General features: G+C 67.7%; 26 protein-coding genes. 14 read left to right on the top strand and 12 right to left on the bottom strand.

The genetic code is table 11. The features are described 5' to 3' along the window. Positions 1-69: 69 nt before the first annotated feature. The 3 genes from P0084_RS01415 to P0084_RS01425 form a co-directional block, all read right to left on the bottom strand. Positions 70-1401: a mechanosensitive ion channel family protein gene (locus P0084_RS01415; protein WP_308915005.1), complete on the bottom strand. Its 1332-nt coding sequence runs from the start codon at positions 1399-1401 to the stop codon at positions 70-72. Positions 1402-1493: 92 nt separating this feature from the next. After that, positions 1494-1838 carry a hypothetical protein gene (locus P0084_RS01420; protein WP_308915006.1) on the bottom strand — a complete coding sequence of 115 codons (345 nt, stop codon included), beginning with the start codon at positions 1836-1838 and terminating at the stop codon, positions 1494-1496. Further along, entirely contained in the window at positions 1838-3328 is a 1491-nt protein-coding gene (locus P0084_RS01425) for a phosphomannomutase/phosphoglucomutase (protein ID WP_308915007.1), read from the bottom strand. Before P0084_RS01425 ends, P0084_RS01420 begins: the two co-directional genes overlap by 1 nt. 143 nt (positions 3329-3471) lie before the next feature. Between P0084_RS01425 and P0084_RS01430 the strand changes: the two genes are divergently transcribed. Together P0084_RS01430 and P0084_RS01435 are read left to right on the top strand one after the other, a co-directional pair. Beyond that, on the top strand, positions 3472-4770 hold the full coding sequence (locus P0084_RS01430; protein WP_308915008.1) for a Na+/H+ antiporter NhaA: 1299 nt from the start codon (positions 3472-3474) through the stop codon (positions 4768-4770). A 282-nt stretch (positions 4771-5052) separates the two neighbouring features. After that, a complete protein-coding gene (locus P0084_RS01435) occupies positions 5053-5907 on the top strand; it encodes an extracellular catalytic domain type 1 short-chain-length polyhydroxyalkanoate depolymerase (RefSeq protein WP_308915060.1) in 855 nt (284 codons plus the stop codon). 69 nt (positions 5908-5976) lie between these two features. Here the strand turns inward: P0084_RS01435 and P0084_RS01440 are convergent, their stop codons facing one another. The 3 genes from P0084_RS01440 to P0084_RS01450 all read right to left on the bottom strand — a co-directional run bounded on the left by P0084_RS01440 (position 5977) and on the right by P0084_RS01450 (position 8640). Beyond that, complete coding sequence (locus tag P0084_RS01440) at positions 5977-6327, bottom strand: PRC-barrel domain-containing protein (protein ID WP_308915009.1); 351 nt, start codon at positions 6325-6327, stop codon at positions 5977-5979. A 327-nt stretch (positions 6328-6654) separates the two neighbouring features. Then, the gene (groL, locus tag P0084_RS01445; protein WP_308915010.1) at positions 6655-8301 is read right to left on the bottom strand and encodes a chaperonin GroEL; all 1647 of its coding nucleotides are present in this window, start codon (positions 8299-8301) and stop codon (positions 6655-6657) included. A gap of 54 nt (positions 8302-8355) precedes the next feature. Further along, positions 8356-8640 (bottom strand): co-chaperone GroES, encoded by a 285-nt coding sequence (locus tag P0084_RS01450; protein ID WP_308915011.1) that lies wholly within the window; start codon positions 8638-8640, stop codon positions 8356-8358. A 122-nt stretch (positions 8641-8762) separates the two neighbouring features. On the opposite strand from P0084_RS01450, the gene P0084_RS01455 reads away from it, so the two are divergent. Both P0084_RS01455 and P0084_RS01460 read left to right on the top strand, forming a co-directional pair. After that, the gene (locus tag P0084_RS01455; protein ID WP_308915012.1) at positions 8763-9440 is read left to right on the top strand and encodes a uracil-DNA glycosylase family protein; all 678 of its coding nucleotides are present in this window, start codon (positions 8763-8765) and stop codon (positions 9438-9440) included. A 15-nt stretch (positions 9441-9455) separates the two neighbouring features. Then, positions 9456-10226 (top strand): SseB family protein, encoded by a 771-nt coding sequence (locus tag P0084_RS01460; protein ID WP_308915013.1) that lies wholly within the window; start codon positions 9456-9458, stop codon positions 10224-10226. Here the strand turns inward: P0084_RS01460 and P0084_RS01465 are convergent. From P0084_RS01465 to P0084_RS01475, 3 genes are read right to left on the bottom strand one after another with little or no spacing between them, the layout of a single operon-like run. Continuing rightward, positions 10223-10978 carry a LamB/YcsF family protein gene (locus tag P0084_RS01465; protein ID WP_308915061.1) on the bottom strand — a complete coding sequence of 252 codons (756 nt, stop codon included), beginning with the start codon at positions 10976-10978 and terminating at the stop codon, positions 10223-10225. The two genes, P0084_RS01460 and P0084_RS01465, sit on opposite strands and share 4 nt — an antisense overlap. 8 nt (positions 10979-10986) lie before the next feature. After that, the gene (locus P0084_RS01470) at positions 10987-11976 is read right to left on the bottom strand and encodes a 5-oxoprolinase subunit C family protein (protein ID WP_308915014.1); all 990 of its coding nucleotides are present in this window, start codon (positions 11974-11976) and stop codon (positions 10987-10989) included. Further along, the gene (locus P0084_RS01475; protein WP_308915015.1) at positions 11973-12701 is read right to left on the bottom strand and encodes a 5-oxoprolinase subunit B family protein; all 729 of its coding nucleotides are present in this window, start codon (positions 12699-12701) and stop codon (positions 11973-11975) included. Before P0084_RS01475 ends, P0084_RS01470 begins: the two co-directional genes overlap by 4 nt. A gap of 76 nt (positions 12702-12777) precedes the next feature. Here P0084_RS01475 and P0084_RS01480 point away from each other — a divergent pair, with 76 nt between their 5' ends. From P0084_RS01480 to P0084_RS01490, 3 genes are all read left to right on the top strand, one after another. Continuing rightward, positions 12778-13311, top strand: coding sequence for a DUF2478 domain-containing protein (locus P0084_RS01480; protein WP_308915016.1), 534 nt, complete (start codon positions 12778-12780; stop codon positions 13309-13311). Positions 13312-13361: 50 nt separating this feature from the next. Then, positions 13362-14039, top strand: coding sequence for a TVP38/TMEM64 family protein (locus P0084_RS01485; RefSeq protein ID WP_308915017.1), 678 nt, complete (start codon positions 13362-13364; stop codon positions 14037-14039). 73 nt (positions 14040-14112) lie between these two features. Then, positions 14113-14580 (top strand): DUF1203 domain-containing protein, encoded by a 468-nt coding sequence (locus P0084_RS01490; protein WP_308915018.1) that lies wholly within the window; start codon positions 14113-14115, stop codon positions 14578-14580. A 54-nt stretch (positions 14581-14634) separates the two neighbouring features. On the opposite strand, the gene P0084_RS01495 is transcribed toward P0084_RS01490, so the two are convergent. From P0084_RS01495 to P0084_RS01505, 3 genes are read right to left on the bottom strand one after another with little or no spacing between them, the layout of a single operon-like run. Further along, positions 14635-15594 carry a 2-hydroxyacid dehydrogenase gene (locus P0084_RS01495; RefSeq protein ID WP_308915019.1) on the bottom strand — a complete coding sequence of 320 codons (960 nt, stop codon included), beginning with the start codon at positions 15592-15594 and terminating at the stop codon, positions 14635-14637. Continuing rightward, a complete protein-coding gene (locus tag P0084_RS01500; protein WP_308915020.1) occupies positions 15587-16432 on the bottom strand; it encodes a fumarylacetoacetate hydrolase family protein in 846 nt (281 codons plus the stop codon). The genes P0084_RS01495 and P0084_RS01500 overlap by 8 nt, the downstream gene beginning before the upstream one ends. Positions 16433-16475: 43 nt before the next feature. Then, complete coding sequence (locus tag P0084_RS01505) at positions 16476-18248, bottom strand: IlvD/Edd family dehydratase (protein ID WP_308915021.1); 1773 nt, start codon at positions 18246-18248, stop codon at positions 16476-16478. 124 nt (positions 18249-18372) lie between these two features. Between P0084_RS01505 and P0084_RS01510 the strand changes: the two genes are divergently transcribed. The 7 genes from P0084_RS01510 (at position 18373) to P0084_RS01540 (ending at position 26095) form a co-directional block, all read left to right on the top strand. Continuing rightward, positions 18373-19242, top strand: coding sequence for an NAD(P)-dependent oxidoreductase (locus P0084_RS01510; protein ID WP_308915022.1), 870 nt, complete (start codon positions 18373-18375; stop codon positions 19240-19242). A 113-nt stretch (positions 19243-19355) separates the two neighbouring features. Further along, positions 19356-20375, top strand: coding sequence for a TRAP transporter substrate-binding protein (locus P0084_RS01515; RefSeq protein WP_308915023.1), 1020 nt, complete (start codon positions 19356-19358; stop codon positions 20373-20375). A 71-nt stretch (positions 20376-20446) separates the two neighbouring features. Continuing rightward, a complete protein-coding gene (locus P0084_RS01520) occupies positions 20447-21271 on the top strand; it encodes a TRAP transporter small permease subunit (RefSeq protein WP_308915024.1) in 825 nt (274 codons plus the stop codon). A 1-nt stretch (position 21272) separates the two neighbouring features. Continuing rightward, positions 21273-23045: a TRAP transporter large permease gene (locus tag P0084_RS01525; protein WP_308915025.1), complete on the top strand. Its 1773-nt coding sequence runs from the start codon at positions 21273-21275 to the stop codon at positions 23043-23045. Further along, on the top strand, positions 23042-23509 hold the full coding sequence (locus P0084_RS01530; RefSeq protein WP_308915026.1) for a YbjN domain-containing protein: 468 nt from the start codon (positions 23042-23044) through the stop codon (positions 23507-23509). Before P0084_RS01525 ends, P0084_RS01530 begins: the two co-directional genes overlap by 4 nt. An 88-nt stretch (positions 23510-23597) precedes the next feature. Then, entirely contained in the window at positions 23598-25112 is a 1515-nt protein-coding gene (locus P0084_RS01535; RefSeq protein WP_308915027.1) for a UxaA family hydrolase, read from the top strand. Continuing rightward, positions 25109-26095 (top strand): Gfo/Idh/MocA family protein, encoded by a 987-nt coding sequence (locus P0084_RS01540; protein WP_308915028.1) that lies wholly within the window; start codon positions 25109-25111, stop codon positions 26093-26095. Before P0084_RS01535 ends, P0084_RS01540 begins: the two co-directional genes overlap by 4 nt. Positions 26096-26108 lie beyond the last annotated feature (13 nt).

Here is a 26108-nt window from a genome sequence, read left to right on the forward strand (position 1 = left end):
AACCGCACCGGCCGCGGGCCGCCGGTTCTGCTACCTAACTAACCCCCTATGGATCCCCACCTGTATTCGTCATTCCACCGGAGCGGAATGATCGAGGAGATCGTCGTCGCCCGTCGTGCGGCGTTCGCGGTTCGCCAGCGATTCGATCGATCGAACGGGGGCGGTCGGTTCGGGACGCGGGGCCGTTCGCGGCTCGTCCCCGCCCTCGGTCACGACGATGTCCGTATCGGAATCCCGGTTCGCCTGGTCCGGCAGGTCGACCACCGGCAATCCGCCGCCGACGAGGTTCAGGCGATAGGTCGGCTCCGGCAGTCCGATGTCGGCATCCGTGAGCGCGGCCATGACCATGCGGATCGCCTCCGACCGGGCGACCATGAAGTCGGTCTCGGTCTGATCGATCCATCCATAGAACGCCATGTCGACGGTGCTGTCGCCGGCCTGGTCGATCCAGGCCTGCGCGGGCGGTTCCGTCAGCACGAAGGACAGCCCATTCAGCACATCTAACCCGATACGCTTGGCTTCTGCGGGATCGTCTGAGGGGTCGATCCCCAATGTGAAGCCGAAGCGCCGTTGCGGGTTGCGGCTGTAGTTCAGGATCTTCGCCTTGAAGACCGTAGCGTTCGGCAGGCGCAAGTGATTGCCGTCGGGGTCCAGCAGGATCGTGGCCCGGCTGGTCAGGCGGACGACCGTTCCTAGGTTGCCCTCGATGTCGACGAAATCGTTGGGGCGGAACGGTTGGCGCAACGACAGCATGAGCGATGCGATGAAGTTCTCGACCGTGTCCCTAACGGCGAAGCCGACGGCCAATCCGACGATGCCCGCCGCCCCCAGCAGCGTGCCGAGGACGGCAGTAGCACCTAGGATGTCGAGGGCGACGACGATTCCCAGCCCCGTGAAGACCAATCGGACGATTGTACGATAGATCTCCGCGATGAAGGTGTTCGGAGCCAGTCGGTTCCACAACCGTGTCCAACGAGCGAGCAGCCAGCCGATGCTGGCCACGAGAAGCCCGACCACGACGGCGATCAGCAACAGCGGCAGATAGGCGATCGCCTGCGCGAAACGATCGAAGGTGCGCGCGAGGACGGGGTCGATCCTGTCCCCGACGTCCGTGTTCGCCGTCACCTCGTTCCGGACCGCGACGACGCCGTCCACCCGTCCGGTCAAACGATTCAGTTCCGCGATCGCATCCGATCCCAACGCCGTGCCGGTCAGCTCGACCACGCCTTCGGTCACGGTGACGTCGATGTCCGCATACCCGTCGAGTTCAGCCAGGATCCCCTCGATCCGCCGCTCGATCGCCGCATCCCCGGTACCGTCGACCGTGATGGTACCCGACGGTCCGTCGTCCTGGGCGAGGACTGGCGTTGCGAGGAAGACGAGGAACAGAAGTACACGCATCCATCTGGTCTAGGATGCAATCCCGCCGAGCCAAGCCCTATGACCGCGTCACGACCTGTCCCCGCACCCGTTGGACCGAGGACGACCGCCGTTCAGTCCGGACCGCGCGCGGCCGTCCGTCGCCACGAGCGGACGACGGTGACCGTCGCGACGACGAACAGGGCGATCAGCGACGCAAGGTTCAGCAGCGCTTGCGTGCGGAACATCGCTGCGGGAATGGGAGTGCCGTCGATCATCACAACCGGTGCCCGAACGAGGTTCAGCGCCAGGGTCCCGATCGCATACAGCAGTAGGACCCCCAGGGGGATCGCCACGATCCACAGCGCGATCATCCCGCCCACCCGGTGGACCAGTCTCAGGATACCCCAGAGTAGAAAGCAGGCAAGCGCGGTCGCCGCGGCCGCCCCCATCAACTGGCCTGCGAGAAACGCATCCATCAGAAGGTCTGATCGTACTCGCCGACGTTCGACTCCTGCCGGATGATCCGGTCGAGATCCTCGAAGATCGCGCGCAGTTCGTCCTTCGACGTAGGCGACTCGCAGACGACGACGAGATTGGGGGTGTTGCTGGAAGCGCGGACCAGCCCCCAACCGCCGTTCTCCAACTGGACGCGGGCCCCGTTGACGGTCACGACATCGACGATTCTCTGACCGCCCAAGGTCCCCTGCCCGTTCATCGGCGCGATGCGGTCGACGATGCGCTGCAAGGTGTCGTACTTCTCGGTATCGGGGCAATGGGGCGACAGGGTGGGCGTGTTGTAGACCGTGGGCAGCGCCTTTCGCAGGTCGGACATCGACTTGTCCGGGTTGCGGTCCAGCAGCTTGCAGATCTCCACGGCGACCCGCATCCCGTCGTCGTAGCCACGCCCGATCGGTTCGGCCAGGAAGTAGTGACCGGACTTCTCGAACCCAGCCAGGGCGCCGATCTCGTGGACCCGGCGCTTCATGTGGCTGTGTCCGGTCTTCCAATAGTCGGCCTTGGCCCCGTTCTCCCGCAGCACGGGGTCGGAGGCGAAGAGGCCGGTCGACTTCACGTCCGCCACGAACGTCGCGTTCGCGTGGATGGCGGAAAGGTCCCGGGCCATGATGACGCCGACCTTGTCGGCGAAGATCTCCTCCCCCTCGTCGTCGACGACGCCGCAGCGGTCCCCGTCGCCGTCGAAGCCCAAGGCAAGGTCCGCCCCGGACGCCTTCACGGACGCCGCCATGTCGTGCAGCATCTCCATGGCTTCCGGGTTCGGGTTGTAGTGAGGGAACGTGTAGTCGAGCGTATTGTGGCTCTCGACCACCTCCACCCCGATGCGGCGCAGGACCTCCGGACCATAGGCGGACGCGGTGCCGTTGCCCGTGGCGCAGACGACCTTCAGGGGGCGGGACATGCGGAAGTCGCCGACCAGGTCGTCCAAGTATGCCTCCATCACCCCGTCGACGCGTTCCCACCGGCCGCCGTCGCGCGCGACACCCTCCCCGTTCAAGACGATGTCGCGCAGTTCCGCCATCTCGTCAGGACCGTGGGTCAGGGGGCGCTGGAAGCCCATCTTCACCCCGGTCCAGCCGTTCGGATTGTGGCTGGCGGTGATCATCGCGACGGCGGGAGCATCCAGGTGGAACTGGCTGAAATACGCCATCGGCGTGATCGCGGGGCCGATGTCCTGGACGTGGATCCCCGCCTGCGTCAGGCCGAGGATCACCGCCTGCTTGATGGCCAGGGAATAGTCCCGGTAATCGTTCGCCACCGCGATGCGCGGCTCGATCCCGCGCGCGTGCATCTGCGTGCCGAGACCCAGGCCGAGCGCCGTCATGCCGGGGAGGTTGATCTCCTCAGGGTAACGCCAGCGGGCGTCGTATTCGCGGAAGCCCGTGGGGACGATCATGGGGTTGCGCAGGAAGTCCCAGGTGTTCGGGGTGACCGTCGAAAGGGGCTTCATGACATCCTCCTGATGCGTCGATGGCTGTTGCGGGGACATACATCAGCGTTGCGGTCACACAACCCCGGGGCGCCGTCGCGGTGCCATTGTCGCCCCAGCTAGGTTCCCCTAGACCCGAACCGAACGACCGCACGGGGGCATGGATGTATCGGGTCTGGAACTTCCTGACGAACTATTCGCTGCTGCTGATCTTCGGCGCAGCGATCGCGTTGGTCTGGGCCAACGTCGATGCGCACAGCTATCACCTCGTTGTCGAATACCCGCTCTGGTTCAACGATCACGTGGGGTACGACCTGCATCACTGGGAGGTGGCGCTGGGCGAGGACGCGGCCCTGTTCGGTCACGCGGAAACGGCGAAGGTCCTGACCGTCCACTACCTGGTGAACGACATCCTAATGGCCTTCTTCTTCGCCATCGCCGCCAAGGAGGTGTGGGAAGCCGTCATCCTCAAGAACGGCAGCTTGCGGGGAAAGAAGGCGGCAACGCCGCTCTTCGCCACCGTGGGCGGCATGGTGGGCCCGATCGCCGTGTATCTCGGGATCGCGGCGCTTTTGGGATCGGATACCTACGACGCCGTGGCCAACGGATGGGCCATTCCGACGGCGACGGACATCGCGTTCAGCTATCTCGTCGGGCGGATCGTGTTCGGCGCCGGGCATCCGGCCGTGCGGTTCCTTCTGCTGCTGGCCATCGCGGACGATGCCGCGGGTCTTATCATCCTCGCGATCTTCTATCCCGAAGGGGACCTGGCGCCCATCTGGCTGCTGCTGTCCCTGGTGTCAGCCATCGCGGTCTTCTTTCTGTTCAATCGTCTCCCCCGCAATCTCGATCGGGGCGATCAGACACGGCCAAAATCGACCTGGGTGCGCCAGAAGCTGTCGTTCTGGCCCTATCTGATCGCGGGCATCCTGTCCTGGTACGGCTTCGCGCAGTCGGGTCTGCATCCTGCCCTCGGGCTGCTGCCGATCGTACCCACCCTGCCCCATGCCGACCGGGCGTTCGGGTTCTTCGCGGATGCGGAGAAGCACCTGACCGACCTCCTGAACCACACCGAGCATCTGCTGAAGCACCCGGTGGAAGTGATCCTGTTCTTCTTCGGACTCATGAATGCCGGCGTCGAGTTCAGCGCGATCGCGGAGCCCACTTGGCTCGTGCTCGCGGGCCTGATCATCGGCAAGCCGGTCGGGGTGCTCCTGTTCGGATACATCGGCGCGCACACGCTTAAACTCGGGCTTCCGGCGGGCATGCGGACGGTGGACCTGTTCGTGATCGGCTGCGTGGCGGCGATCGGGTTCACGGTGTCGTTGTTCGTCGCATCGGTCGCCTTCGATCCGGGCCCGGTTCAGGACGCCGCGAAGATGGGTGCCCTGTTCAGCTTCGGTGCCGCGGTGATCTCCATCGTTGCAGGAAAGATAACCGGAGTACGCAAGATCCCGGTTTGACGGTGGCCATATCGAATCGGTCATAAGAACGACGGTGCCCCCGCGGGCGCCGTCTTGCGTTTTATCAACCGTCACCAGCTACCCCTTGTTATTCTGCATCGCAGCATGGAAGTTGCTGCAATGCAGAAATCGGATGGTGGCGACATGGATGATATTCTCGGGCTCGTACGGAGCGGCCGCCTGACGGAGGCGACGGCGGAGATACAGGAACGTCTCCGCGACACGTCGAGATCTCAGAAGCAGGTCAGGACTCCACACGAGCCGAAGACGAACGATTGGACGATGCCCCGGCGTCCCGGTCCCTCGGCAGCGGGCGCGTTGAACTTGCCGGCCGGGGGACGCTGGGACCGCCTTACGACAACTGGTCTGGCCTGCCGTCTATTCGTGCCAGCGACACCTGTGGCCGCCGCGCCATTCGTCGTCATGCTTCATGGTTGTACCCAATCGCCGGAAGATTTCGCGCGCGGTACGCGGATGAACGATGCGGCGGCTGAGATCGGGGCGCATGTGCTCTGGCCCGAACAATCCCGCAGCGCGAACCCCAACGGGTGCTGGTCATGGTTCGATCCCGCACATCAGGGAACCGATGGGGAGGCGGGGGCCATCGCGGCCGCCGCCCGGGAGGTGTCCGCGAAGGTCGGCGCGACTGGCGAACGCTTCGTCGCCGGCCTGTCCGCTGGCGGTGCCATGGCTGCGATCCTGGGTGCGCGTCACGCCGACACCTTCGCAGCCGTGGGCGTCCACAGCGGGCTCGCGGTCGGTTCGGCCTCCGATGTCGGATCTGCCTTCGCGGCCATGCGGTCGGGCGGCGGAAGCGGTGTGGCCGTCAAAGTACCCATGATCCTGTTCCACGGCTCCGCCGACACGACGGTCGCGCCCGTGAACGCGTCCAGCCTGGTCGGATCGCGAACCGGGGGGCCGAAGCCGCGCCTACGGACGGGCGAGATGGGGGGGCGCCGATACCGTGTCACGACGCACGCAGCGTCGGGCGACGCCGGCCCGGTGGAGGCCTGGGCGGTCGAGGGTCTGGGTCACGCCTGGTCCGGTGGCGATGCCGCCGGCACCTATTCCGATCCGATGGGCCCGAATGCCACGATGCTGATGATGCGCTTCTTCCGGGACCACGCCGGGGGATGATTGCGGAAGCGTGGAACGCGTAAGGGCCCCGATATGGGGCCCTTCGCAGTCGATCGATCAACTTGTTCGTCAGACGTAGAACGGCGTCGTGCCATAGGCCGCGGACGTACGATCGTGCCAATCGCGGTTCGTCTCCCATCCGGCTTCGGCCTTCGGCGCCTGGCCGAGCTGCTCTTCCGTGATGTTGGTTCGGAAGCCTCCCAGACCCTCGTCGTAGGTCAGCGTGTTCCACGGCACGGGGCGTTCGTTGCCCCCGATGCCGAGTACCCCACCGAACGACATCACGGCATAGGCGACTTGGCCGGACTGCTTGTCGATCATCACCCGGTCGATCGTGCCGACCCTTTCGTCACCGGTGCCATAAACGACCGTTCCCGCGACGTCGGCCGCGGCGACGAGGTGCTTGGGATCATGGGTCATGGTATGCTCCATCGTGTTATCAACAGGTTACGTGCGGTCCTGGGGAGAACGAACGGGTCCAATTAGAGTTCCGGTCCCGCAAACCATCACTCTACCGGTCGTCGGCGGGTTCCTTGCGCGACACCGTTTCCTAGGCTGTATCGATTACTGCTGGCGACGAGGTGCCTCGTTCTGCCCGCCCGGATTGTCACCGATGCACGAAGTGCCAGACTGCGTCCTGGATCCGGAAAAGACGAAGGGCCCCGATCGGGGCCCTTCGCACGCATCACGGTCGTTCGTGCACCTTGCGACGCCACGGCGGGCGACGCAGTCGGATGCACGGGCCGATCACATCATGCCGCCCATGCCGCCCATGTCGGGCATGCCGCCGCCGCCGGCATTGGCACCGGGCTTCTCCGGCTTGTCGGCGACCATCGCTTCCGTCGTGATCAGAAGACCGGCCACGGACGCGGCATCTTCCAGCGCGGTGCGGACCACCTTCGCGGGGTCGATCACGCCGAACTTGAACAGATCGCCGTACTCCTCGGTCTGGGCGTTGAAGCCGAAGGCCGAGTCGCTCGACTCGCGGATCTTGCCCGCGACGACGGCACCATCCACGCCGGCGTTCTCGGCGATCTGACGCAGCGGGGATTCCAGCGCCTTGCGTACGATGGCGATGCCGGCGTTCTGATCTGCGTTGACGCCGGTCAGGTCGGCAAGGACCTTGCCCGCCTGAACCAGAGCCACGCCGCCGCCGACGACCACGCCTTCCTGGACGGCCGCACGCGTCGCGTTCAGCGCGTCGTCGACGCGGTCCTTGCGCTCCTTCACCTCGACCTCGGTCATGCCGCCCACGCGGATGACGGCGACGCCGCCGGCCAGCTTGGCCACACGCTCCTGCAGCTTCTCACGGTCGTAGTCGGAGGTCGTCTCCTCGATTTGCTGGCGGATCTGGGCAACGCGGGCCTCGATCTCGGCTTTCTCGCCGGCGCCGTCGATCAGCGTCGTGTCATCCTTCTTGATGATCACGCGCTTGGCGGTACCCAGCATGTCGATGGTGACGTTCTCGAGCTTCATGCCCAGATCGTCGGAGATGACCTGGCCGCCCGTCAGGATCGCGATGTCCTGCAGCATGGCCTTGCGGCGATCGCCGAAGCCCGGCGCCTTCACGGCCGCGATCTTCAGGCCGCCACGCAGCTTGTTGACGACCAGGGTGGCCAGGGCCTCGCCCTCGACGTCCTCGGAGATGATCAGCAGCGGCTTTTGCGACTGAATCACGGATTCCAGCAGCGGAACCATTGGCTGAAGCGAAGACAGCTTCTTCTCGTGCAGGAGGATCATCGGATCTTCCAGCTCGGCCGTCATCTTGTCGGCGTTCGTCACGAAGTAGGGCGACAGGTAGCCGCGGTCGAACTGCATGCCCTCGACCACCTCGGTCTCGGTCTCGAGGCCCTTGTTCTCCTCGACGGTGATGACGCCGTCGTTACCGACCTTCTGCATCGCGTCGGCGATCTGCCGGCCGATCTCGGCCTCGCCATTCGCGGAGATGGTCCCGACCTGGGCGACCTCGTCGCTGTCGGTCACGTCACGGGCCATCGACTTGATCTCGGCCACGACCTTCGAGGTTGCGAGGTCGATGCCGCGCTTCAGGTCCATGGGGTTCATGCCGGCGGCGACCGCCTTCATGCCTTCGACGACGATGGATTGGGCCAGAACCGTGGCGGTCGTGGTCCCGTCACCGGCCTCGTCGTTCGTGCGCTGGGCCACTTCCTTGACCATCTGCGCGCCCATGTTCTCGAACTTGTCTTCCAGTTCGATTTCCTTGGCGACGGAGACACCGTCCTTGGTGATCCGGGGGGCGCCGAACGACTTGTCCAGCACGACGTTGCGGCCCTTGGGGCCCAGGGTGACGCGCACGGCGTTGGCCAGGGTGTTGACACCCTTGATCATACGGTTGCGGGCGTCGGTATCGAATTTCACGTCCTTCGCGGCCATGATCTTCTCCTAAACTTGATTTCGTTGGATGGAGGGGTCGGGGAAACGGGCGCCTTACAGCAGGCCCAGGATGTCCGACTCCTTCATGATGAGCATCTCGTCACCGTCGATGGTGACCTCGGTGCCGGACCACTTGCCGAACAGGATCCGATCGCCCGCCTTCACGGTCATCGGGATCAGTTCGCCGCTGTCCTTGCGTGCACCCTCGCCCACGGACACGACCTCGCCCTCGGCGGGCTTTTCCTTGGCCGTGTCGGGGATGATCAGACCGCCCTTGGTCTTCTCGTCGGATTCGATGCGACGGACCAGGACGCGGTCGTGCAGCGGTGTGAAAGCCATTGTCAGCCTCTCGTTGCCTTACATTCCCAATTGTCACTCACCCGGGGGGAGTGCCAACGGAGCGCTAGCTATGGAGGGTGCGGCGGAGTGTCAACGGGGTGCGGGTACCCTTTGAACGGGAAATGGCTGAGCTATCGACCGCTTCGAACGGCGCCTATTCCAATGCGATCCTGTGGTCCACCGGGGTGGGCGTCGGAGGAGCGGCTCCTAGGTTTCCGCGCATGGCCATCCCCGACGAGATCCGCGCCTGCCGCCATTGCGCGGACCGGTTCGCGGCGACCAAGACCCGTCACGAACCCGCACCCGTGGTGTGGTTCGCGTCGCACGCCAAGATCCTCGTCGCGAGTCAGGCACCCGGCATGCGCGCTCATCTGTCGGGAAAGCCCTTCGACGACCCGTCGGGCATGCGGCTCCGGGAATGGATGGGGGTGGACGAGGACACGTTCTGGGACAGGCGAAACGTCGCGATCGTGCCGATGGGGTTCTGTTTTCCCGGATACGACGCGGCCGGAGGCGACATACCGCCCCCGAAGGTCTGCGCAAGACTCTGGCGTGAGGCCGCGCTGGCGCATGTGGGCGACGTTCCCGTGACCCTGCTGATCGGGGGCTATGCGCAGGCGTGGCATCTGGGGAAGGGCCGTGTCACCGACCGTGTGCGCGACTGGCGAACGCTTGCGCCGCGGGTCTGGTGCCTGCCGCATCCGTCCTGGCGGAACACCGCTTGGCTTGCGAAGCATCCCTGGTTCGCGCAGGAAACGGTGCCCGCCCTGCAGGCCGCCATCGCGGACGCCCTGGGCTGAACCACGGAGGGACCAGTGAACGACACCCCCCTGGACCAAGCCCATTCGGCAGCCGAAGCCTCCGGGGAGCCGGCGGATCGCTTGGCCTTCTGGTCGCGGTTGGCGGAAGCGGAACTGTCCCTTTGGCTTGACGGCGACGCCGATGCCGACGGGGTCACCCCGTACCTGTTCGACCTGGAGGGCGGGACCTACGCGCTGGCCTTCGATCGGGCGGATCGGCTAGCCGCCTTCGCCGGCGCGGAGGCAGCGACCGCCACGCTTTCGGGTCGGATGCTGGCGGGATTGCTGTCGGACCAGGGCCTGGGCCTGGGATTGAACCTGGGCGACGCGCCATCGGCACAGCTCATCGAAGCGGATGCCCTCGCCTGGTTGGTCGACACGCTGTCGTCCGGCCCCGCGGAGGAGGCCGCGACGATCGAGACGATCACGCCACCCGGCGACCTGCCCGACGCGCTCCTGCGTGCGCTGGATGGTAAGCTGGGAGCGATGGCGGGGCTCGCGCGATCGGCGTACCTCGCCGGTGCCGTGTACGACGGGGGCACGCGAGCCCATCTCATGGCCTTCGTCGATCCCGTCGACGGGGCGGAGGGCGCATTGGCGCGTGCCGTATCCGATGCGCTGGCCCTGTCAGGGCTGGAGGCCGGAACGCTCGACGTGACCTTCGTGGCGGCGAGCAACCCGTTGGCCGGCGCGTTGGCGCGGCACGGGCTGCGGATCGAGCTGCCGGAGGTGGCGAAGGGCGTGACGATTGAGATGCGCGACGACGCACCACCGCGTCTGCGCTAGCCCACCCCCTCTCCGCGCCGCCCTCGCATCGGACGGAGCGTCATCCCCGCCGCTTCAAGCGCGGAACGTACCGCCCGGGCGATGGCCACCGCCTCCGGGCCGTCGCCATGCAGACAGATGCTGTCGCAGGCGGCCGGAATGCGGGTCCCGTCGGTCGCATGGATCGCGCCATCCCGAACGAACCGGACCATGCGGGCCGCGGCCTCCTCCGGGTCGTGAACCATCGCACCGGGCCGGCCCCGTGCGACCAGCGTGGCATCGGCGTTGTAACCCCGGTCCGCGAAGATCTCCCCCGCCCAGACCGCGCCGAGCGTCAGCGCCGCGTCCTGTTGCGCCGTGCCGGCCAGGACCAGCAGGATCACGTCCGGATCGACGGACAGCGCCCCCTCATAGGCGGACAGGGCGAGGTCCGCATCCTCCGACGCCATGTTGGCCAGCGCGCCGTGCAGCTTCACGTGACGAACGGACGCGCCGACGGACGCCGCTATGCCGCGCGCCGCGCCGACCTGATAGGCGACCATGTTCCGAACGGCATCGCGGGACATCGCCATGCGGCGACGTCCGAAACCCTGGAGGTCGGGAAAGCCCGGATGTGCGCCGATGCCCACCTCGTTGCGATGGGCCAGCGCCATGGTCGCGGCCATCGTGTCCCAATCGCCGGCGTGGAACCCGCAGGCGACGTTGGCCGACGTCACGACGTCCAGAAGCGCCGCGTCGTCCCCCATGGACCAGTCGCCGAAACCCTCGCCCATGTCGGCGTTCAGGTCGATCTCCACGGTTCCCCCTTCGCGTCGATGACGCCGTCGATCAGGTCGTACGACAACAGATCCGCCATCGCCGCCGGGTCACGCAAGGTCGGGGCGACGGCGGGCGGGCGCAGGACCGCAGCGCGCGCGGTCGGCAGGTCGACGAAGGCGAAGCGCAGGACCGCGCCCGGGGGCGCCTGCAGCGCGCGCGGCAGGTCGGCGGTGACGACGTGCGCGATCCGCGGATATCCTCCGGTCGTCTGGCATTCGGGTCCCAGGATATAAGGGATGCCGTCCCCGGTCATCTGGACGTCCCCGGGCAGGACGAAGTCGGACAGGAGGTTGAGCTGTCCTTCCGTAGCGAAACCCGCTCCCGCCGGGTCCAGCTTGATCCCCTGGCGGTTCCCCTGCGTCGCACGCGTGAACGCTGTCCCCTCGAACCGATCGAGGTCAGCCTTCCGGAACAACGCCGTCTGCGGCGTCGCCACGCAGCGCAGCGTTCCCCCGGCATACCGATCGTCGGGGCGTACGAGGGTCGCGGCCGCGGGTGTGGCGGGCGCGCGTATCCGAAGGCGGTCGCCGGGATGCAGGGCCGCCCCGATGCCTGCGATCAGATGCGCCGCGGCACTCCCCATCACCGGACGGACGTCCAGCCCGCCCGCGACGTGGATATACGAATAGACCCCCTCCCCCGAAGGCTTCAGGTCCAGCACAATCCCTGCCTGGACGACATGCGACGCGTGCCACCCCAACGGCTTGCCCCCCGCCGTGACCCGCATGGGCGCGCCGGTCAGGGCGATCGTGCAATCCACATCGGGCCGCAACCGCAACGGCGCGCCTGCGCTCTCGATCCCCGGCGCGGCGACGCCGCTCAGGAGAGCCGCGGCGTCCAGCAGCGCCTGGCGGTCCGCCGCGCCGCCCCGGGCCAAGCCCAGCGACAGATGGCCCGGACGACCCGCGTCCTGTACCGTCGTCAGGGGTCCGCATGCGAGGATCTCGATCATTCCAGATCCTCAGCGACCGAACCACCCAGACCATCGGCGGCCCCCTGCAGGTCGGTCAGATGTTCGGCATCGATCGCGGGGAAGACCACCTCGTCGCCGGCCCGCAGGGCGATGGGGGGATCCCTGTCCTGCCGGAAGCACCCGAAGGCCGTCAAACCGACCTGACGCCAACCCGTCGGCGAGGACGTGCCGAACAGGACCAACTGACGAACGGCGACCACAAGGGCCCCTTCCGGCACGCGCGGGGTCAGGTCGCTCCGTCGTGGCAGGTCCCATTCGGGCGGCAGGGTCCCCAGATACGGCATGCCGGGCACGAAACCCAAGGCCAGCACGCGAACCCGGGTCGTGGACAGTGCCGCGACCGCATCCGGAACGGACAGTCCGGCCAGGGCGGCGGCTTCCTCGATCTCGGGCGCGGCATCGCCATCGTAGCAGCAGGGAATGCGCCACAGGCGTCGCGGCGGCAACGGGACGGCCTGCCAATCGCGATCCGCCAGACGCCGTTCCAATGCCGACAGCACCGCATCCGCGCCGCGGGGATCGTCCATCCGCACGAGGACGGATCCCAGCGACGATGCCGTCTCGGCCACGTTGTCGGGCGGATCGGTCAGCAGGCCCGCGCGGAACGCCAGGCACGCGCGGTTCGCCCCGTCGTCCAGCCGATCGGCGAAGCGAACCAGCCACGCGGCCTCGCCCAACGGTTCGATGCGCGGGAAGTCGGTCATGCCAGCCGGTGTCCCAGGCACGTCCCGAGCCGTCAAGCCGCCTGGACGCCGCCCGCGCACCGCGTCAAACGAAGGCATGCGACTGGCCTGGACCAAGACCGAAGGGCGCGGCGACCTGGACCCGCTGCTGTACGACGTGGCCCGCGACCTGCAGGCCCATGGCCTGCGGCTGGCGGGCGTCGTCCAGGTCAACGTCGAGCGGCCCGGCTCGGAACGGTGCGACATGGATGCGATCGTGCTGCCGAACGGCCCGACCTTCCGCATCAGTCAGAGCCTGGGCGCCGCATCGCGCGGGTGCCGGTTGGACCCCAGGGGGCTGGAGGCGGCCGTGGGCACGACGATGGCCCGGCTGGAGGACGGGGCCGATCTGCTGATCGTCAACAAGTTCGGCAAGCAGGAGGCGCTGGGCCGGGGCTTCCGTCCCGCCATCGCGGCGGCGCTGGAACGGGGGACCGACGTCCTCGTCGGGGTCAATTCCCTGAACCTGGGTGCCCTACGCGCCTTCTCGGACGGGGTGGGGACCGCCCTGCCGCCGGATCGGGACGTCCTCGTCGCATGGGCGCGGCCCGACCGTTCGGATGATGCCTCTGGGTCGCAGGGGGCTGGTTGACGGCGTACCTCCCTTGCGGGCCGATCCCCACCCCCCCTAGATCGCGCCTGATGGACACGCTCCGCAATCGCCTGGCCCTGGTGGTCTGGCCAATGCTGCTCGCCGGCCTGATGCTCGGAATGTGGTTGACGCCCTGGCAGGGCTGGGTCGAACCGCTGGAGCGTTGGCTGGCGGACCACACCCGTATCGGCTGGCTGGTCTATCTGGCGCTCTACGTCGTGGTCGTCGCATTGCCCCTGCCAGCCGCCGCAATGAGCGTCGTGGGGGGCTTGGCGTTCGGATGGTGGGGCATCCCGCTCGCGTTGCTCGGATCGTTGCTGGGCGCATTGGGACCCTGGTGGGCGACGCGGCGCTTCTTGCGGGACCCCGTGATGGCGAGGCTGGGGGGACCGCGGGTTCGGGCCGCGGACGCCATGGTGCGGGATGATGCGCTCGTCTTCGTCACCCTGCTGCGGCTGACGCCCATCCTTCCGTTCACGGTGCAGAACTATCTGCTCGGGTTGACCTCGGTCCGGCTGATCCCCTTTGCGATCGCCACGATCGCGGGCCTGGCACCCAGCACCGTGGCCCTCGTCTGGATCGGCGAATTGGGCAGCTTGACCTTCACGGGCGCGACGGCGGGCCAGATCCTGTCGCTCGTCGCCGGTCTCGGGGTGTTCGCCGCGTTCCTGGCTTGGGCGATCTGGCGGGCGATAGCGCGCCTGAGGTCGGCTGGGTTCCACGCCTGACGGGATGCGCAAGGTTCGGGTCGCGCTCGGAAGCCCATCGCCTCAGATGCAAGGGATCATATCGGAGCCGACCATGACCTTCCGCATCGAAGCCCTGTCCCCCGAACCCTTCGCGCATCTGTTCCTATGCGACGACGACACGCTGCGCCGCCATCGGGCGCGGCGGATGGTGGTCGACGCCAATCCCGGCACCCCGTGCCGCGTCAGCCTGGAGGACGCGCAGGTCGGCGAAACGGTGGTCCTCGTCAATCATACGCACTTGACCCCCGGCTCCCCCTACCATGGGACACATGCGATCTTCGTCCGCGAAGGCGTCGCGCAGGCCCACCCGGCGCCGGGCGTCGTGCCTGACGTGATCCGGTCCCGCCTCATATCGCTGCGGGCATTCGACGCCGACGGCATGATGACGTCGGCGGACGTCGCTGACGGCGACGGGGTGGCGGAACGCCTCGATGCGACGTTTGCCGATCCTTCCGTCGTTCACGTGGACCTGCACAACGCGAAACCCGGTTGCTTCGCAGCACGCGCCGTCCGGGCCTGACGACCCGGTGGGCGGGTGTAAGGCGACGTCGAACTGGCGTCACCCGCGCCCGCGTCACATCCCCTTGCATTCCGGGATAGGGGTCTCCAGCGTTCCATCATCCAGCCACTGCAGCAGGTTACGGACCGTCAGATCTCCCATCGCCTGCCGCGTCTGCACCGTGGCGGATCCGACATGCGGCGTCAGGACCACCCGATCAGTCATGTCCTTCAGCGCTTGAGGTATCTTCGGCTCCGCCTCGAACACGTCCAGACCGGCATAGCCCAGGCGTCCGGTCCGCAAGGCTTCGATCAACGCGGTCTCGTCCACGGTCGATCCGCGGGACACGTTGATCAGGCAGCCATCCGAACCCAGGGCGTCCAGCACCCCCGCATCGACGATGTGATGTGTTTCCGGTCCCCCGGGGGTGATGACGATCAGTACGTCGACCGCCCCCGCCAGCGCTGTGGGGCTATCGTGGTAGGTGAAGGGCACGTCCTTCCTCGACCGGGCGTGATAATGGATCTCCGCCCGGAAGGCGGCCGCCATGTCGGCGATGGTCTGGCCGATGCGGCCCAGGCCCAGGATGCCCACCTTGCGTTCCATGGGCGAGCGGGTGAGCGGGAACTCCCCGTCCTCCCAGGCACCGCCACGGGCGTGGGCATCGGCCGCGATCAGGCCGCGGTAGCAAGCCAGCCACAGCAGGATGGCCGTGACCGCCACCTCGTCGTTCAGGACGTTCGGCGTGTGGGAGATCAGGATGCCCCGCGCCGTCAGCCCCTCCACGTCGATCGCATCGTAGCCGACCCCGTAGGAGGACACGGCCTTCAGGTTCGGGCATGCCGCCGCGACGTCGTCGGGCACGCCGTAATGGCCGTTCGTCAGGACGGCCGCGATGTCCTGCCCCCGCTCGGCGAGAAAGCCGCTGCGATCGTCCCGATCCAGGAGGGGAAGCAGTTCGAACCGGTCCGCGAGCATGTCGCGCATGCGGTCCGTGATGGTCCCGATCTGCAGGAGCGCGATCCGATCAACCATCGGCGCGCACCGTCTGGCGCTGCTCGCCCAAGCCATCGATGCCCAGGGTCATCACGTCGCCGGCCTTCAAGTAGCGCTCGGGGGCCATGCCCATGCCGACGCCGGGAGGGGTGCCTGTGCTGATGACGTCACCTGGATGCAGCGTGAACATCTGGCTTAGGTGACTGATGCATTGGGCCACGGTGAAGATCATCGTGTCGGTGTTTCCCGTCTGCATCCGCTCGCCGTTGACGTCCAGCCACATGCCCAGCTTCTGCACGTCGGCGATCTCGTCCTTCGTCACGAGCCAGGGTCCGGTGGGCCCGAACGTGTCGCAGGACTTCCCCTTCGTCCACTGACCCGAGCGCTTCCGCTGGAAGGTCCGTTCGGACACGTCGTTGCAGACACAGAACCCCGCAACGTGGTCCAGCGCCTCGGCTTCGGACACGTACTTGCACCGCTCGCCGATCACGACGCCCAGCTCGACCTCCCAGTCCGACGTCTCCGACCCGCGGGGCAGCACGACGTCGTCGAACGCTCCGCCCATCGCGGACGTCGCCTTCATGAACAGCACCGGGTGATCGGGTATCGCGGATCCCGTCTCCGCCGCATGGTCCGAGAAGTTCAGGCCGATGCACATGAACTTGCCGGTGCCGCCGACGCAGGGGCCGAACCGCACCTCGCCTTCCACCTTGGGCAGCGCCATGGGGTCGAGCTTCGACAGGATCTCCAGGGACTTGGCCGACAGCGCTTCCGCCGCGATGTCGGCGACCTCGTCCGACAGGTCGCGCAGATCGCCGTTGTGGTCGATCATTCCGGGCTTCTCGGCCCCCGGTTCGCCGAAGCGCACGAGCTTCATGATGTATCTCCCTGTTTTCGTTCGCTGGACGACCCGAAGGGCGTCAATGGTTGTCGCGCGGCAGCCGGCCTGCCACCCCGCGGTAGGCATCCGCGCCGCGCAGGGTCATGCCCTTGGACAGCGGCTCGACCCGTTCGCGGAAGATCTCCTGCCAGGGGGTCTGGCTTTCGGGGGCGAACGGATGGTCCGGCAGGGCAGCGCGGCGCGCGTCGAGCTCGGCAGCGTCGACCAGCATGTCCGCGGTGCCGGCCTTCAGGTCGATGCGGATCCGGTCCCCCGTCCGCACCAGCGCGAGCCCGCCGCCCGCCGCCGCTTCCGGCGAGGCGTTCAGGATCGACGGCGACCCGGACGTGCCCGATTGCCGCCCGTCCCCGATGCAGGGCAGCGCATGGATGTCCCGTTTCAGCAGGTAGGCGGGGGGACGCATGTTAACGACCTCCGCCGCGCCGGGATAGCCGATCGGCCCGGCACCCCGCATGATCAGGATGCAGTGTTCGTCCACCCCGAGGCTTTCGTCGTCGATCCGGTCGTGAAAGTCCTCCGGACCGTCGAACACCACCGCACGCCCCTCGAACGCCTGCGGGTCGTCGGGGTTCGAAAGGTATCGGTCCCGGAACTCCGCGCTGATGACGGACGTCTTCATGATCGCCGAGTCGAACAGGTTGCCCGACAGGTTTAGGAACCCGGCCTCGTCCATCAGGGGCGCCGCGACCGATCTGATCACGTCGGGCAGCTGCGACCGCATCGCGCCGTAGTTCTCCCCCACCGTCACGCCGTTCACCGTTGGCGCGTCCGGGTGGGGCAGCATGTCCGCGGCCATCAGCTCGCCGATCACGGCGGGGACGCCGCCCGCGTGATAGTAATCCTCGCCCAGATACTGCCCCGCGGGCTGGAGGTTCACAAGCAGCGGCACGTGATGGCCCAGGCGCTGCCAGTCGTCGTTGGTCAACTCGATCCCCAGATGACGGGCGATCCCGTTCAGGTGGATCGGCGCGTTCGTGCTGCCGCCGATCGCGGAGTTGACGACGACCGCGTTCTCGAACGCCTCCCGCGTCATGATGCCGGACGGCCGAATGTCCTGGTGCACCATCTCGACGATCCGCTGCCCCGTCTGATAGCTGACATGCCCCCGCTGTCGATACGGGGCCGGGATCGCCGCCGCTCCGGGCAGTTGCATCCCCAGCGCCTCGGCCAGGCTGTTCATCGTCGTGGCCGTGCCCATCGTGTTGCAATAGCCCACCGACGGCGTGCTGCTCGCCACGATCTCCATGAACCCGGCATCGTCGATCTCGCCCGCGGCATGCATCTCGCGCGCCTTCCAGACGATGGTGCCGCTGCCCGTCCGCTCCCCCTTGAACCAGCCGTTCAGCATGGGCCCCACGGACAGGGCGATCGCGGGGATGTCCACCGTGGCCGCCGCCATCAGCAGCGCGGGCGTGGTCTTGTCGCACCCGATCGTCAAGACGACCCCGTCCAGCGGATAGCCGTACAGCGTCTCGACCAGCGACAGGTAGGCGAGGTTGCGATCCAGCGACGCCGTCGGCCGCTTGCCCGTCTCCTGGATGGGATGGACCGGCACCTCCAACGGCACGCCGCCCGCCGCGATGATGCCGTCGCGGACCCGCTTCGCGAGTTCCAGATGATGCCGGTTGCAGGGGCTCAGGTCGCTGCCGGTCTGCGCGATGGCGATGATCGGCTTGTTGCCCTGCAGCTCCTCGCGCGTGATGCCGTAGTTGAGGTAGCGCTCCAAGTAGAGCGCGGTCATCTCGCGATTGTCCGGGTTGTCGAACCACTTCCGCGATCGAAGCTCGGCCATGGCGTGATCCTCCCCGTTGCGCCGGTCCCGCTTCGGGTCGCCGCCCGAACGGCACGGCACCCTTTCGCCGGGACGAGGGGATGGCTAGGACATCCACGGCGCAGGCGCAAACACGGAGAATGCGATGACCGAACTGGCTCTGCTGGGAACCGGCCTGATGGGGGCGCCCATGGCGCGCAACCTCCTGCGAGCCGGGCATGCCGTGACGGTCTGGAACCGATCCTCGGGCAAGGCCCGCGCGCTCGAAGGGGACGGTGCGGTGGTCGCCGAAGACCCCGCCGTCGCCGTGGCGGGCAAGCCTGTCGTGATCTCGATGCTGTCCGACGGACCGGCCAGCGCGGCCGTGCAGGACACCGTGCGCGAGGCGTTCGCCGAAGGCGCGATCTGGGTCGAGATGGGGTCCATCAAGCCATCCGAGGCCCGCGACCACGCCGACGCGCTCGCCCGCCGCGGCATCGGCTACGTGGACGCCCCCGTATCCGGCGGCACCAAGGGGGCGGAGGGCGCGACGCTGGCGATCATGGCGGGCGGCGATGCGGACGCGTTCGCGGCCGTCCGGGACGTGCTGGCGGCGATGGGCAACCCCGTCCATGTCGGTCCCGTCGGCGCGGGACAGCTGGCGAAGCTGGCGAATCAGGCGATCGTCGCCTGCACAATCGGTGCGGTCGCCGAGGCGATGCTGCTGCTCGAACGCGGTGGCGCTAACCCCGCCGCCGTGCGGGCGGCCCTGAAGGGTGGGTTCGCCGATTCGACGATCCTGCAGCAGCATGGCGCGCGCATGACGGAGGGGGACTTCGTGCCAGGCGGGCTGACCAAGTTCCAGATCAAGGACCTCGACAACGTGCTGGAGGAGGCGCGCGCCCACGCGCTGACCCTTCCCGCGGTGGAAGCGGTGAACGACCGGTTCAAGCACCTGCGGGACGCGATGGACGGCGGCGACCTGGACCACTCCGCCCTGTTCCTCGAGTTGAAGGAGCGCAACGGGTTGACGTGAGAAAGGGCTTGGCATCCCCGATGGCCCACGCCTAGGCTTTCCGCGTCAGCGGAGGGGACGGCACCGGCAGGAGGGTCGGCGTCGGGATCATCCTCCGCGCACGGGAGGATACGATGAGAAAGACCCTGACCGCGGCGCTGGCCGCGTCCACGCTGATGACCGGCGCCGCCATGGCCCAGGACAGCACGACCCTGCGCATCCAGACGCACTATGCTCCGGAAACGGTGTCCGGTCAGTTGGCGCAGGAGTTCTTCGACAAGGTCCAGACCATGTCGAACGGTGAGATCACGATCGAGCCGTTCTTCTCCGCCTCCGTCGTCGGCCCGACGGAAACGTTCGACGCCGCCGCCTCCGGCATCCTCGATTGCGACATGACGGGCGGCGCCTATCAGACCGGCAAGAACCCAGCCTTCCAGTTCGTCGGCGACATCATGGGCGGCTACGACACGCCCTACCAGCAGCTGTCGTGGCTCTACTACGGCGGTGGCCTCGAGGCCGCTCAGGACCTGTACAACCAGTACGACATGCAGCTGATCGGCTGGTGGGTCTACGGCCAGGAAAGCCTCGTCTCGACCGCGCCGCTCTCGGGCATCGACGATCTGCAGAACTGGAAGTTCCGCTCGCCCCCGGGGATGGAGACACGCATCTTCGAGAAGCTCGGCGCTTCGCCCATCGTGATGGACTTCACGGAGATCTTCACCGCGCTGGAAACCGGCATCATCGACGGCGCCGACGCGTCGGGCATCGCCAACAACCAGGGGCTCGGGCTCTACGACATCGGCAAACACACAAACTATCCGGGCTTCCACTCGATGCCGTCGGACCACTTGGCCTGCAACAAGGCCGTCTGGGACGGCATGCCCGAACACCACCGCGCGATCATGAACACCGCGATGGAGAGCCTGGCGCTGCGCACGGCCCTGACGTTCGAGCAGAAGAATGCGGAAGCCGTCGCGAACCTGCGCGACGAGGGCGTGAACATCTACGAATGGTCGCCCGAGGACCTGCAGGCGTTCCGGGACGCCGCGCAATCCACATGGCCCGAGTTCGCCACCACGCCCGAGGCGGAAGCCTTGGTCGATGCGCATCTGACCTATCTCGACCAGCTGGGTCTGGTGTCCGACTCCAACTGACCGCCCGACGGGCGATCGGGACGGGCCCTTCGCCGGGCCCGTCCGCAACCAGGGGCACGGAAGGATCCGACATGACCGAAGTGCATCAGGTCCCGCGGACGGAGCCCGTCGTCCGGCCAGTCGAATGGATCGTGCCCCTCCTCTTCATCCTCGTCTTCGGATGGGTCGTCTGGAACGGTCCGGCCTATCTGATCACGCTGCCGGGCGACGAACGCACCGAAGCCGCGCTGCTGCGCCGCTATGGTTCGCCGCAGGTCCTGGACTGGATCGCCCTCGTGGTGGCGCCGCTGATCTTCGCGTGGGGCGTGGCCACGGTCCGCCGCGCATCGATGGAATGGGAGGACTTCTCGGTCGGGGACCGGTTGTCCGTCTTCATCGGCCGCATCGCCATGATGCTGATCGCCATCCTCGTGGGCGTCATGTTCTACGAGGTCATCCTGCGCTACGCGTTCGAGGCCCCGACCCTGTGGGCCAACGAGATGTCGCTGTGGCTGGCGGTGTTCATCTTCCTCTTGTCCGGTCTCTACGCGATGCAGCAGCGCAGCCACATCCGGATCTACCTTCTCTACGACGTGTGTCCGCGCTGGGTGCAGCGGACGTTCGACATCGTCTCCACACTCCTGATCGTCGCCTTCGCCTTCTTCCTGTTCTATGGCGGCTACGGCGAGGCGGCGGCCAAGTTCGCCCGCTGGGAAACGTTCGGCACCGCCTTCGATCCGCCGATCCCGGCCACGATGAAGTCGATGGTGCTGATCGTCGTCACGCTGGTGGCGTTGCAGGCCATCGCGAACCTGATCCGCGACTGGAACCGCGACCCCGGCATCCACACGGCCGCCGACGACATCGACGAGGACGAGTTGCGCCGCTTGCGCGAACAGGTCGGGGAAGGACGCTGACATGGACGTCGGAACGATCTCGCTGGTCCTGCTGATCGCGCTTATGCTGCTGCTCGCGATCGGAATGCCGCTCGGCTTCGCCTCCGCCATTCTGGCGGTGCTGGTCCTGGTTATGAAGTTCGAGCCGGTGTTGCTCTACGCACCGTGGGAGTTCGGGGAAGGCATCCTCACGGGCCGCTTCGGAACTGGGCCGCTAAACATCCTGGCGCAGAAGGTCTATGGCACGTTGACGAGCTACGTGCTGATCTCGATCCCCTTGTTCATCTTCATGGCCGCGCTGCTGGAACGGTCGGGCATCGCGAAGGACATGTATTCGTCGCTGAACGTATGGCTGTCCCGCACTCGGGGCGGCATCGCCATCGTCACGTCGATCATGGCCGTCATCATGGCCGCCATGTCCGGCATCATCGGCGGCGAGGTCGTGCTCCTCGGCCTGATCGCCCTGCCCCAGATGCTCCGTCTGGGCTACGACCAGAACCTCGCGATCGGCACGATCTGCGCGTCGGGCTCGCTCGGGACGATGATCCCGCCGTCCATCGTGCTCATCATCTACGGCCTCATCACCGAGACCAGCATCGTCGCGCTGTTCACCGCGGCCTTCGTGCCCGGCTTCATGCTCGCGTCGTTCATCATCGTCTACATCGTCATCCGCACGCAGTTGAACCCGGCCCTGGCCCCCCTGCCCGAAGACGGCCTCGCCCGCCGACGCGACGCAGCGGCACGGGACCTCGAACGCCTGACCGACGGGCGCGACGGCGTGATGGCCCGCCTCGATCCGGCCGAGGTCGAGCGCCTCCAGGAATCGCTGCGCGTCGCGGAAGCCGAGCTGGCGGAGCATCACGCACAGCCCAAGGGGGCCGAGAAGGGCAAGCTGTTCGGCGCCTTCCTGTCGATCCTGGGCGCGGGCTTCGCCACCGCGCTGTTCCTGCGCGCGCTGTTCTTCACCCTCACCGGACAGAACGCGGTCGAGGAAGGGGTCGACCCCATCGCCCTGGGCCAGCCCGAGCACGTCTGGCAGGTGGGCATCGCCCTTGCGATCTTCCTGGGCCTGATCTTCTTCGTCTTCGGCCGGTCGCGGGCCGTGACCGGCTGGAACATGGGCAAGGGCCTCGTCGCGCCCATCGTCGTGATCGGCGTGGTCATGGGGTCGATCTACGGCGGCATCAGCGGCATCACCGAGGCCGCCGCCATGGGCGTCGTCGCGGTCTTCGTCATCAGCGTCTTCCGGGGCGAGGCGAACGTCGAGCTGGTCTGGGACAGCCTGATGCGCACCTTGAAGTCGACCGGCACGATCATCTGGGTGACCATCGGGGCCGCGACCCTCGCGGGCGCCTACACGATCGCGGGGGGGCCGACCTACGTGGCGAACCTGATCACCTCCTCGGACCTGCCGACCATGGGCATCCTTCTGACCATGATGGTGATCCTGCTCTTCATGGGCGCGTTCATGGACTGGGTCGGCATCGTGCTGCTGATCATCCCGGTCTTCCTGCCGATCGTGCAGCGCCTTCCGATCGAGGAGATCGGGTTCCTCGGCACCCTCGACCCCCGCTACCTGCCCGTCTGGTTCGGTGTGCTGTTCTGCATGAACATGCAGGTCAGCTTCCTGTCGCCCCCCTTTGGGCCGGCCGCCTTCTACCTCAAGTCGGTGGCGCCGCCCCATATCAGCCTGACGGACATCTTCCGCGGCTTCCTGCCCTTCATCTGCATCCAGATCCTGGCCCTTTCGGTCCTGCTGATCTGGCCGCCCATCGTCGAGGTCCTGCTCGATTGACCCTCCGCTCCGCCATCGCGGCCGGGATCGCCGCCGGCCACCTCGCGGCGGGCCCTGCCGTGGCGCAGGTGATCGACGCCCGCGATCCCGATGCCCTGCTAGGCGTCATCGTGGCCGATGGATATTCGGCGCAGCTGTCGCAGGACAGCGTGGGGGACCCGCTGATCGTCATCGACGACATCGGCATCGGGCCCACGCAACTCTACTTCTTCGGTTGCTCGGACGGGGCGGATTGCGACGTGGTCGTGTTCACCTCCGCCTACGCGGCGGCCGATGCGCCGTCCGCGACCTTCGTCAACGGATGGAACCGTGACAAGCTGTTGGGCCGCGCCTATGTCGACGCGGAGGGCGATCCGATCCTCGAATACGGCGTCAACCTCCACGGCGGGGTGACGCCGCAGAACTGGTCCGACAGCGTGGATTGGTGGCGCGTGATGGTGGAGGCGTTCGAAGACGCGCTTTGATGCGGTCCCGCCCATGGCGACCCGGCCGAGGAACGCCGCCACGACCCCGCCGCCGACATGCAGCAACCCGAACCGGAACGATCGACCCGTGCCTGACACCCCCAGCTTCGTCCGCCTCTCGCCCCGCGATAACGTCGTGACGGCCACCCGCGCCCTGCCCGCCGGCCATCCGGTCGAGGCCGTGCGCACGACCGGGCTCGTCCCCTCCGGCCACAAGATCGCCACCGCACCCATCCCTTCGGGTACGCAGGTCTTGAAATACGCGCAGATGATCGGGCTGGCCGCAGCCGACATCGCCCCGGGCGACCACGTCCACACGCACAACCTGGCCTTCGTGCCGACCGACCACGCCTACGCGTTCGGCACCGACCACCGCGCGCCGCCCGCGCCTGCCGGACGCGACACGTTCATGGGCTATCGCCGGGCCGACGGCCGAGTGGGCACGCGCAACTACGTCGCCATCGTCACCTCGGTGAACTGCTCGGCCACCGCCGCCCGGCGCATCGCCGACGCCTTCGGCCCGGAGGAGCTGGCGGCCTATCCCAACGTGGACGGCGTCGCCGCCTTCGTCCACGGCACCGGCTGCGGGATGGCCGGGGACGGCGACGGGTTCGAGGCGTTGCAACGCGTGATGTGGGGCTATGCCCGCCACCCCAACCACGCCGCCGTCCTGATGGTGGGGCTGGGCTGCGAGATCAACCAGATCGACTGGCTGCTCGACGCCTATGGGCTGAAGCAGGGCCCCGCCTTTCAGGTCATGAACATCCAGAACGTCGCCGGCCTGCGCCGCACCGTGGAGATGGGGATCGAGAAGGTCCGCGCGATGCTGCCGGTCGCGAACGAGGCGCGCCGCGAACCCTGCCCCGCCGCGGACCTGACCGTGGCGCTGCAATGCGGGGGGTCCGACGCCTGGTCCGGGGTGACCGCGAACCCCGCGCTGGGCCATGCCTGCGACCTGCTGGTCGCGCAGGGCGGCAGCGGCCTGCTGGCCGAGACGCCCGAGATCTACGGCGCCGAACACCTGCTGACCGCCCGCGCCGCGACGGAGGCCGTGGGCCGCCGCCTGATCGAGCGGGTCGAATGGTGGAAGGACTACACCGCGCGCAACCGGGGCAGCATGGACAACAACCCCTCCCCCGGCAACAAGAAGGGCGGCCTGACCACCATCCTGGAGAAATCGCTCGGCGCCGCGGCCAAGGGCGGCACCACGCCCCTGACCGGCGTATACCGCTACGGGGAACCCGTGACCGCGAAGGGCTTCGGCTTCATGGACAGTCCCGGCTACGACCCGGCCAGCGTCACGGGCCAGATCGCGTCCGGCTGCAACCTCGTGTGCTTCACCACGGGCCGCGGCAGCGCCTTCGGCTCCAAGCCCGCGCCGACGATAAAGGTGGCCAGCAACGCGGAGCTGTTCGCCCGCATGCCGGAGGACATGGACATCGGCACCGGCGACATCCTCACGGGCGGCGCCACGGTCGAATCGAAGGGCCGCGAGATCTACGAGGCGTTCCTCCGCGTGGCCTCCGGCGAGGCGACGAAGTCGGAGGCCCAGGGCCTGGGCGACCACGAGTTCGTGCCCTGGCAGATCGGCGCGGTGATGTGACGACCCGCCTGCTGCTCGCCGGCACGGGCCTGATCGGGTCGCGCCACCTGCAACACATCCGGGACGATCCCGACCTGACCCTCGCGGGCATCGTCGACCCCGCGCCCGCCTGCGACACGGGGGGCGCGCCCGTCTTCCCGGACATCGCGTCGGTCGACGTCGCCGCGCACGGCATCGTGCTGGCCACGCCCACGGCGACCCACGCGCCCCTGACGCGGCAGGCCGCAGGCCGGGGCTGGCACGTCTTGGTCGAGAAGCCCATCGCCGCCACCCTGGCGGAGGCCGACGCGATGATCGCCGCCGCGGCGCGCGCGGGCACTCGCCTGCTGGTGGGCCACCACCGCCGCCACCACCCGAAGGTCGCCGCCCTGCGCGACCTGGTTGCGGGGGGCGCCATCGGCACGCCGGTCACGGCGAACCTGATGTGGCTGATGCGCAAGCCCGACGACTACTTCGATGTGCCGTGGCGCACGGGCATCGACGGCGCGCCGATCAAGCAGAACCTGATCCACGACGTCGACATGCTGCGGATGCTGCTGGGCGAGGTCGCGGACGTGGTCGGCCTCGGCTCCAACGCCGTCCGTCGCGCCGCCGCGCGCCCCGAATCCGGTGGCGCGGTCCTGCGGTTCGCGTCGGGGGCAACCGCGACGATCGCCTATGCCGACACCGCCCCCACGCCCTGGGGGTTCGAGGCCGCGACCGGCGAATCGCCCCACATCCCCCTGTCAGGACAGGACAGCCTGCGCATCGCGGGCACCGAAGGCGCCGTCGCCTTCCCCTCGCTCACCGTCTGGTCCGGTGGACGGACCTGGAACGACGTCCAGACGCGGCGGCAACACGAGGCGCCCGACGGCGTTCCCCTTGCCCGGCAGTTGCGGCACTTCGCCGACGTGATCGCGGGCCGGGCCGAACCGCTATGCACCGGGGCGGATGGCCGCGCGAACCTCGACGTCGTCCTGCGGATCGAGGCCACGGCGACCTGACGCCCCCGATTGG

This window comes from Jannaschia maritima (assembly GCF_030973515.1).
Lineage (GTDB): Bacteria > Pseudomonadota > Alphaproteobacteria > Rhodobacterales > Rhodobacteraceae > Jannaschia > Jannaschia maritima.

Bases quoted from the DNA above. Each gene is read 5' to 3' on its own strand.
- P0084_RS01435 (WP_308915060.1), top strand. From the start codon at position 5,053: ATGCCCCGGCGTCCCGGTCCCTCGGCAGCGGGCGCGTTGAACTTGCCG.
- P0084_RS01440 (WP_308915009.1), bottom strand. From the start codon at position 6,327: ATGACCCATGATCCCAAGCACCTCGTCGCCGCGGCCGACGTCGCGGGA.
- P0084_RS01485 (WP_308915017.1), top strand. From the start codon at position 13,362: ATGGACACGCTCCGCAATCGCCTGGCCCTGGTGGTCTGGCCAATGCTG.
- P0084_RS01430 (WP_308915008.1), top strand. From the start codon at position 3,472: ATGTATCGGGTCTGGAACTTCCTGACGAACTATTCGCTGCTGCTGATC.
- P0084_RS01520 (WP_308915024.1), top strand. From the start codon at position 20,447: ATGACCGAAGTGCATCAGGTCCCGCGGACGGAGCCCGTCGTCCGGCCA.
- P0084_RS01515 (WP_308915023.1), top strand. From the start codon at position 19,356: ATGAGAAAGACCCTGACCGCGGCGCTGGCCGCGTCCACGCTGATGACC.
- P0084_RS01465 (WP_308915061.1), bottom strand. From the start codon at position 10,978: ATGGGCGAGGGTTTCGGCGACTGGTCCATGGGGGACGACGCGGCGCTT.
- P0084_RS01510 (WP_308915022.1), top strand. From the start codon at position 18,373: ATGACCGAACTGGCTCTGCTGGGAACCGGCCTGATGGGGGCGCCCATG.
- P0084_RS01495 (WP_308915019.1), bottom strand. From the start codon at position 15,594: ATGGTTGATCGGATCGCGCTCCTGCAGATCGGGACCATCACGGACCGC.
- P0084_RS01480 (WP_308915016.1), top strand. From the start codon at position 12,778: ATGCGACTGGCCTGGACCAAGACCGAAGGGCGCGGCGACCTGGACCCG.
- P0084_RS01455 (WP_308915012.1), top strand. From the start codon at position 8,763: ATGGCTGAGCTATCGACCGCTTCGAACGGCGCCTATTCCAATGCGATC.
- P0084_RS01415 (WP_308915005.1), bottom strand. From the start codon at position 1,401: ATGCGTGTACTTCTGTTCCTCGTCTTCCTCGCAACGCCAGTCCTCGCC.
- P0084_RS01420 (WP_308915006.1), bottom strand. From the start codon at position 1,838: ATGGATGCGTTTCTCGCAGGCCAGTTGATGGGGGCGGCCGCGGCGACC.
- P0084_RS01490 (WP_308915018.1), top strand. From the start codon at position 14,113: ATGACCTTCCGCATCGAAGCCCTGTCCCCCGAACCCTTCGCGCATCTG.
- P0084_RS01425 (WP_308915007.1), bottom strand. From the start codon at position 3,328: ATGAAGCCCCTTTCGACGGTCACCCCGAACACCTGGGACTTCCTGCGC.
- P0084_RS01505 (WP_308915021.1), bottom strand. From the start codon at position 18,248: ATGGCCGAGCTTCGATCGCGGAAGTGGTTCGACAACCCGGACAATCGC.
- P0084_RS01475 (WP_308915015.1), bottom strand. From the start codon at position 12,701: ATGACCGACTTCCCGCGCATCGAACCGTTGGGCGAGGCCGCGTGGCTG.
- P0084_RS01450 (WP_308915011.1), bottom strand. From the start codon at position 8,640: ATGGCTTTCACACCGCTGCACGACCGCGTCCTGGTCCGTCGCATCGAA.
- P0084_RS01470 (WP_308915014.1), bottom strand. From the start codon at position 11,976: ATGATCGAGATCCTCGCATGCGGACCCCTGACGACGGTACAGGACGCG.
- P0084_RS01525 (WP_308915025.1), top strand. From the start codon at position 21,273: ATGGACGTCGGAACGATCTCGCTGGTCCTGCTGATCGCGCTTATGCTG.
- P0084_RS01500 (WP_308915020.1), bottom strand. From the start codon at position 16,432: ATGAAGCTCGTGCGCTTCGGCGAACCGGGGGCCGAGAAGCCCGGAATG.
- groL (WP_308915010.1), bottom strand. From the start codon at position 8,301: ATGGCCGCGAAGGACGTGAAATTCGATACCGACGCCCGCAACCGTATG.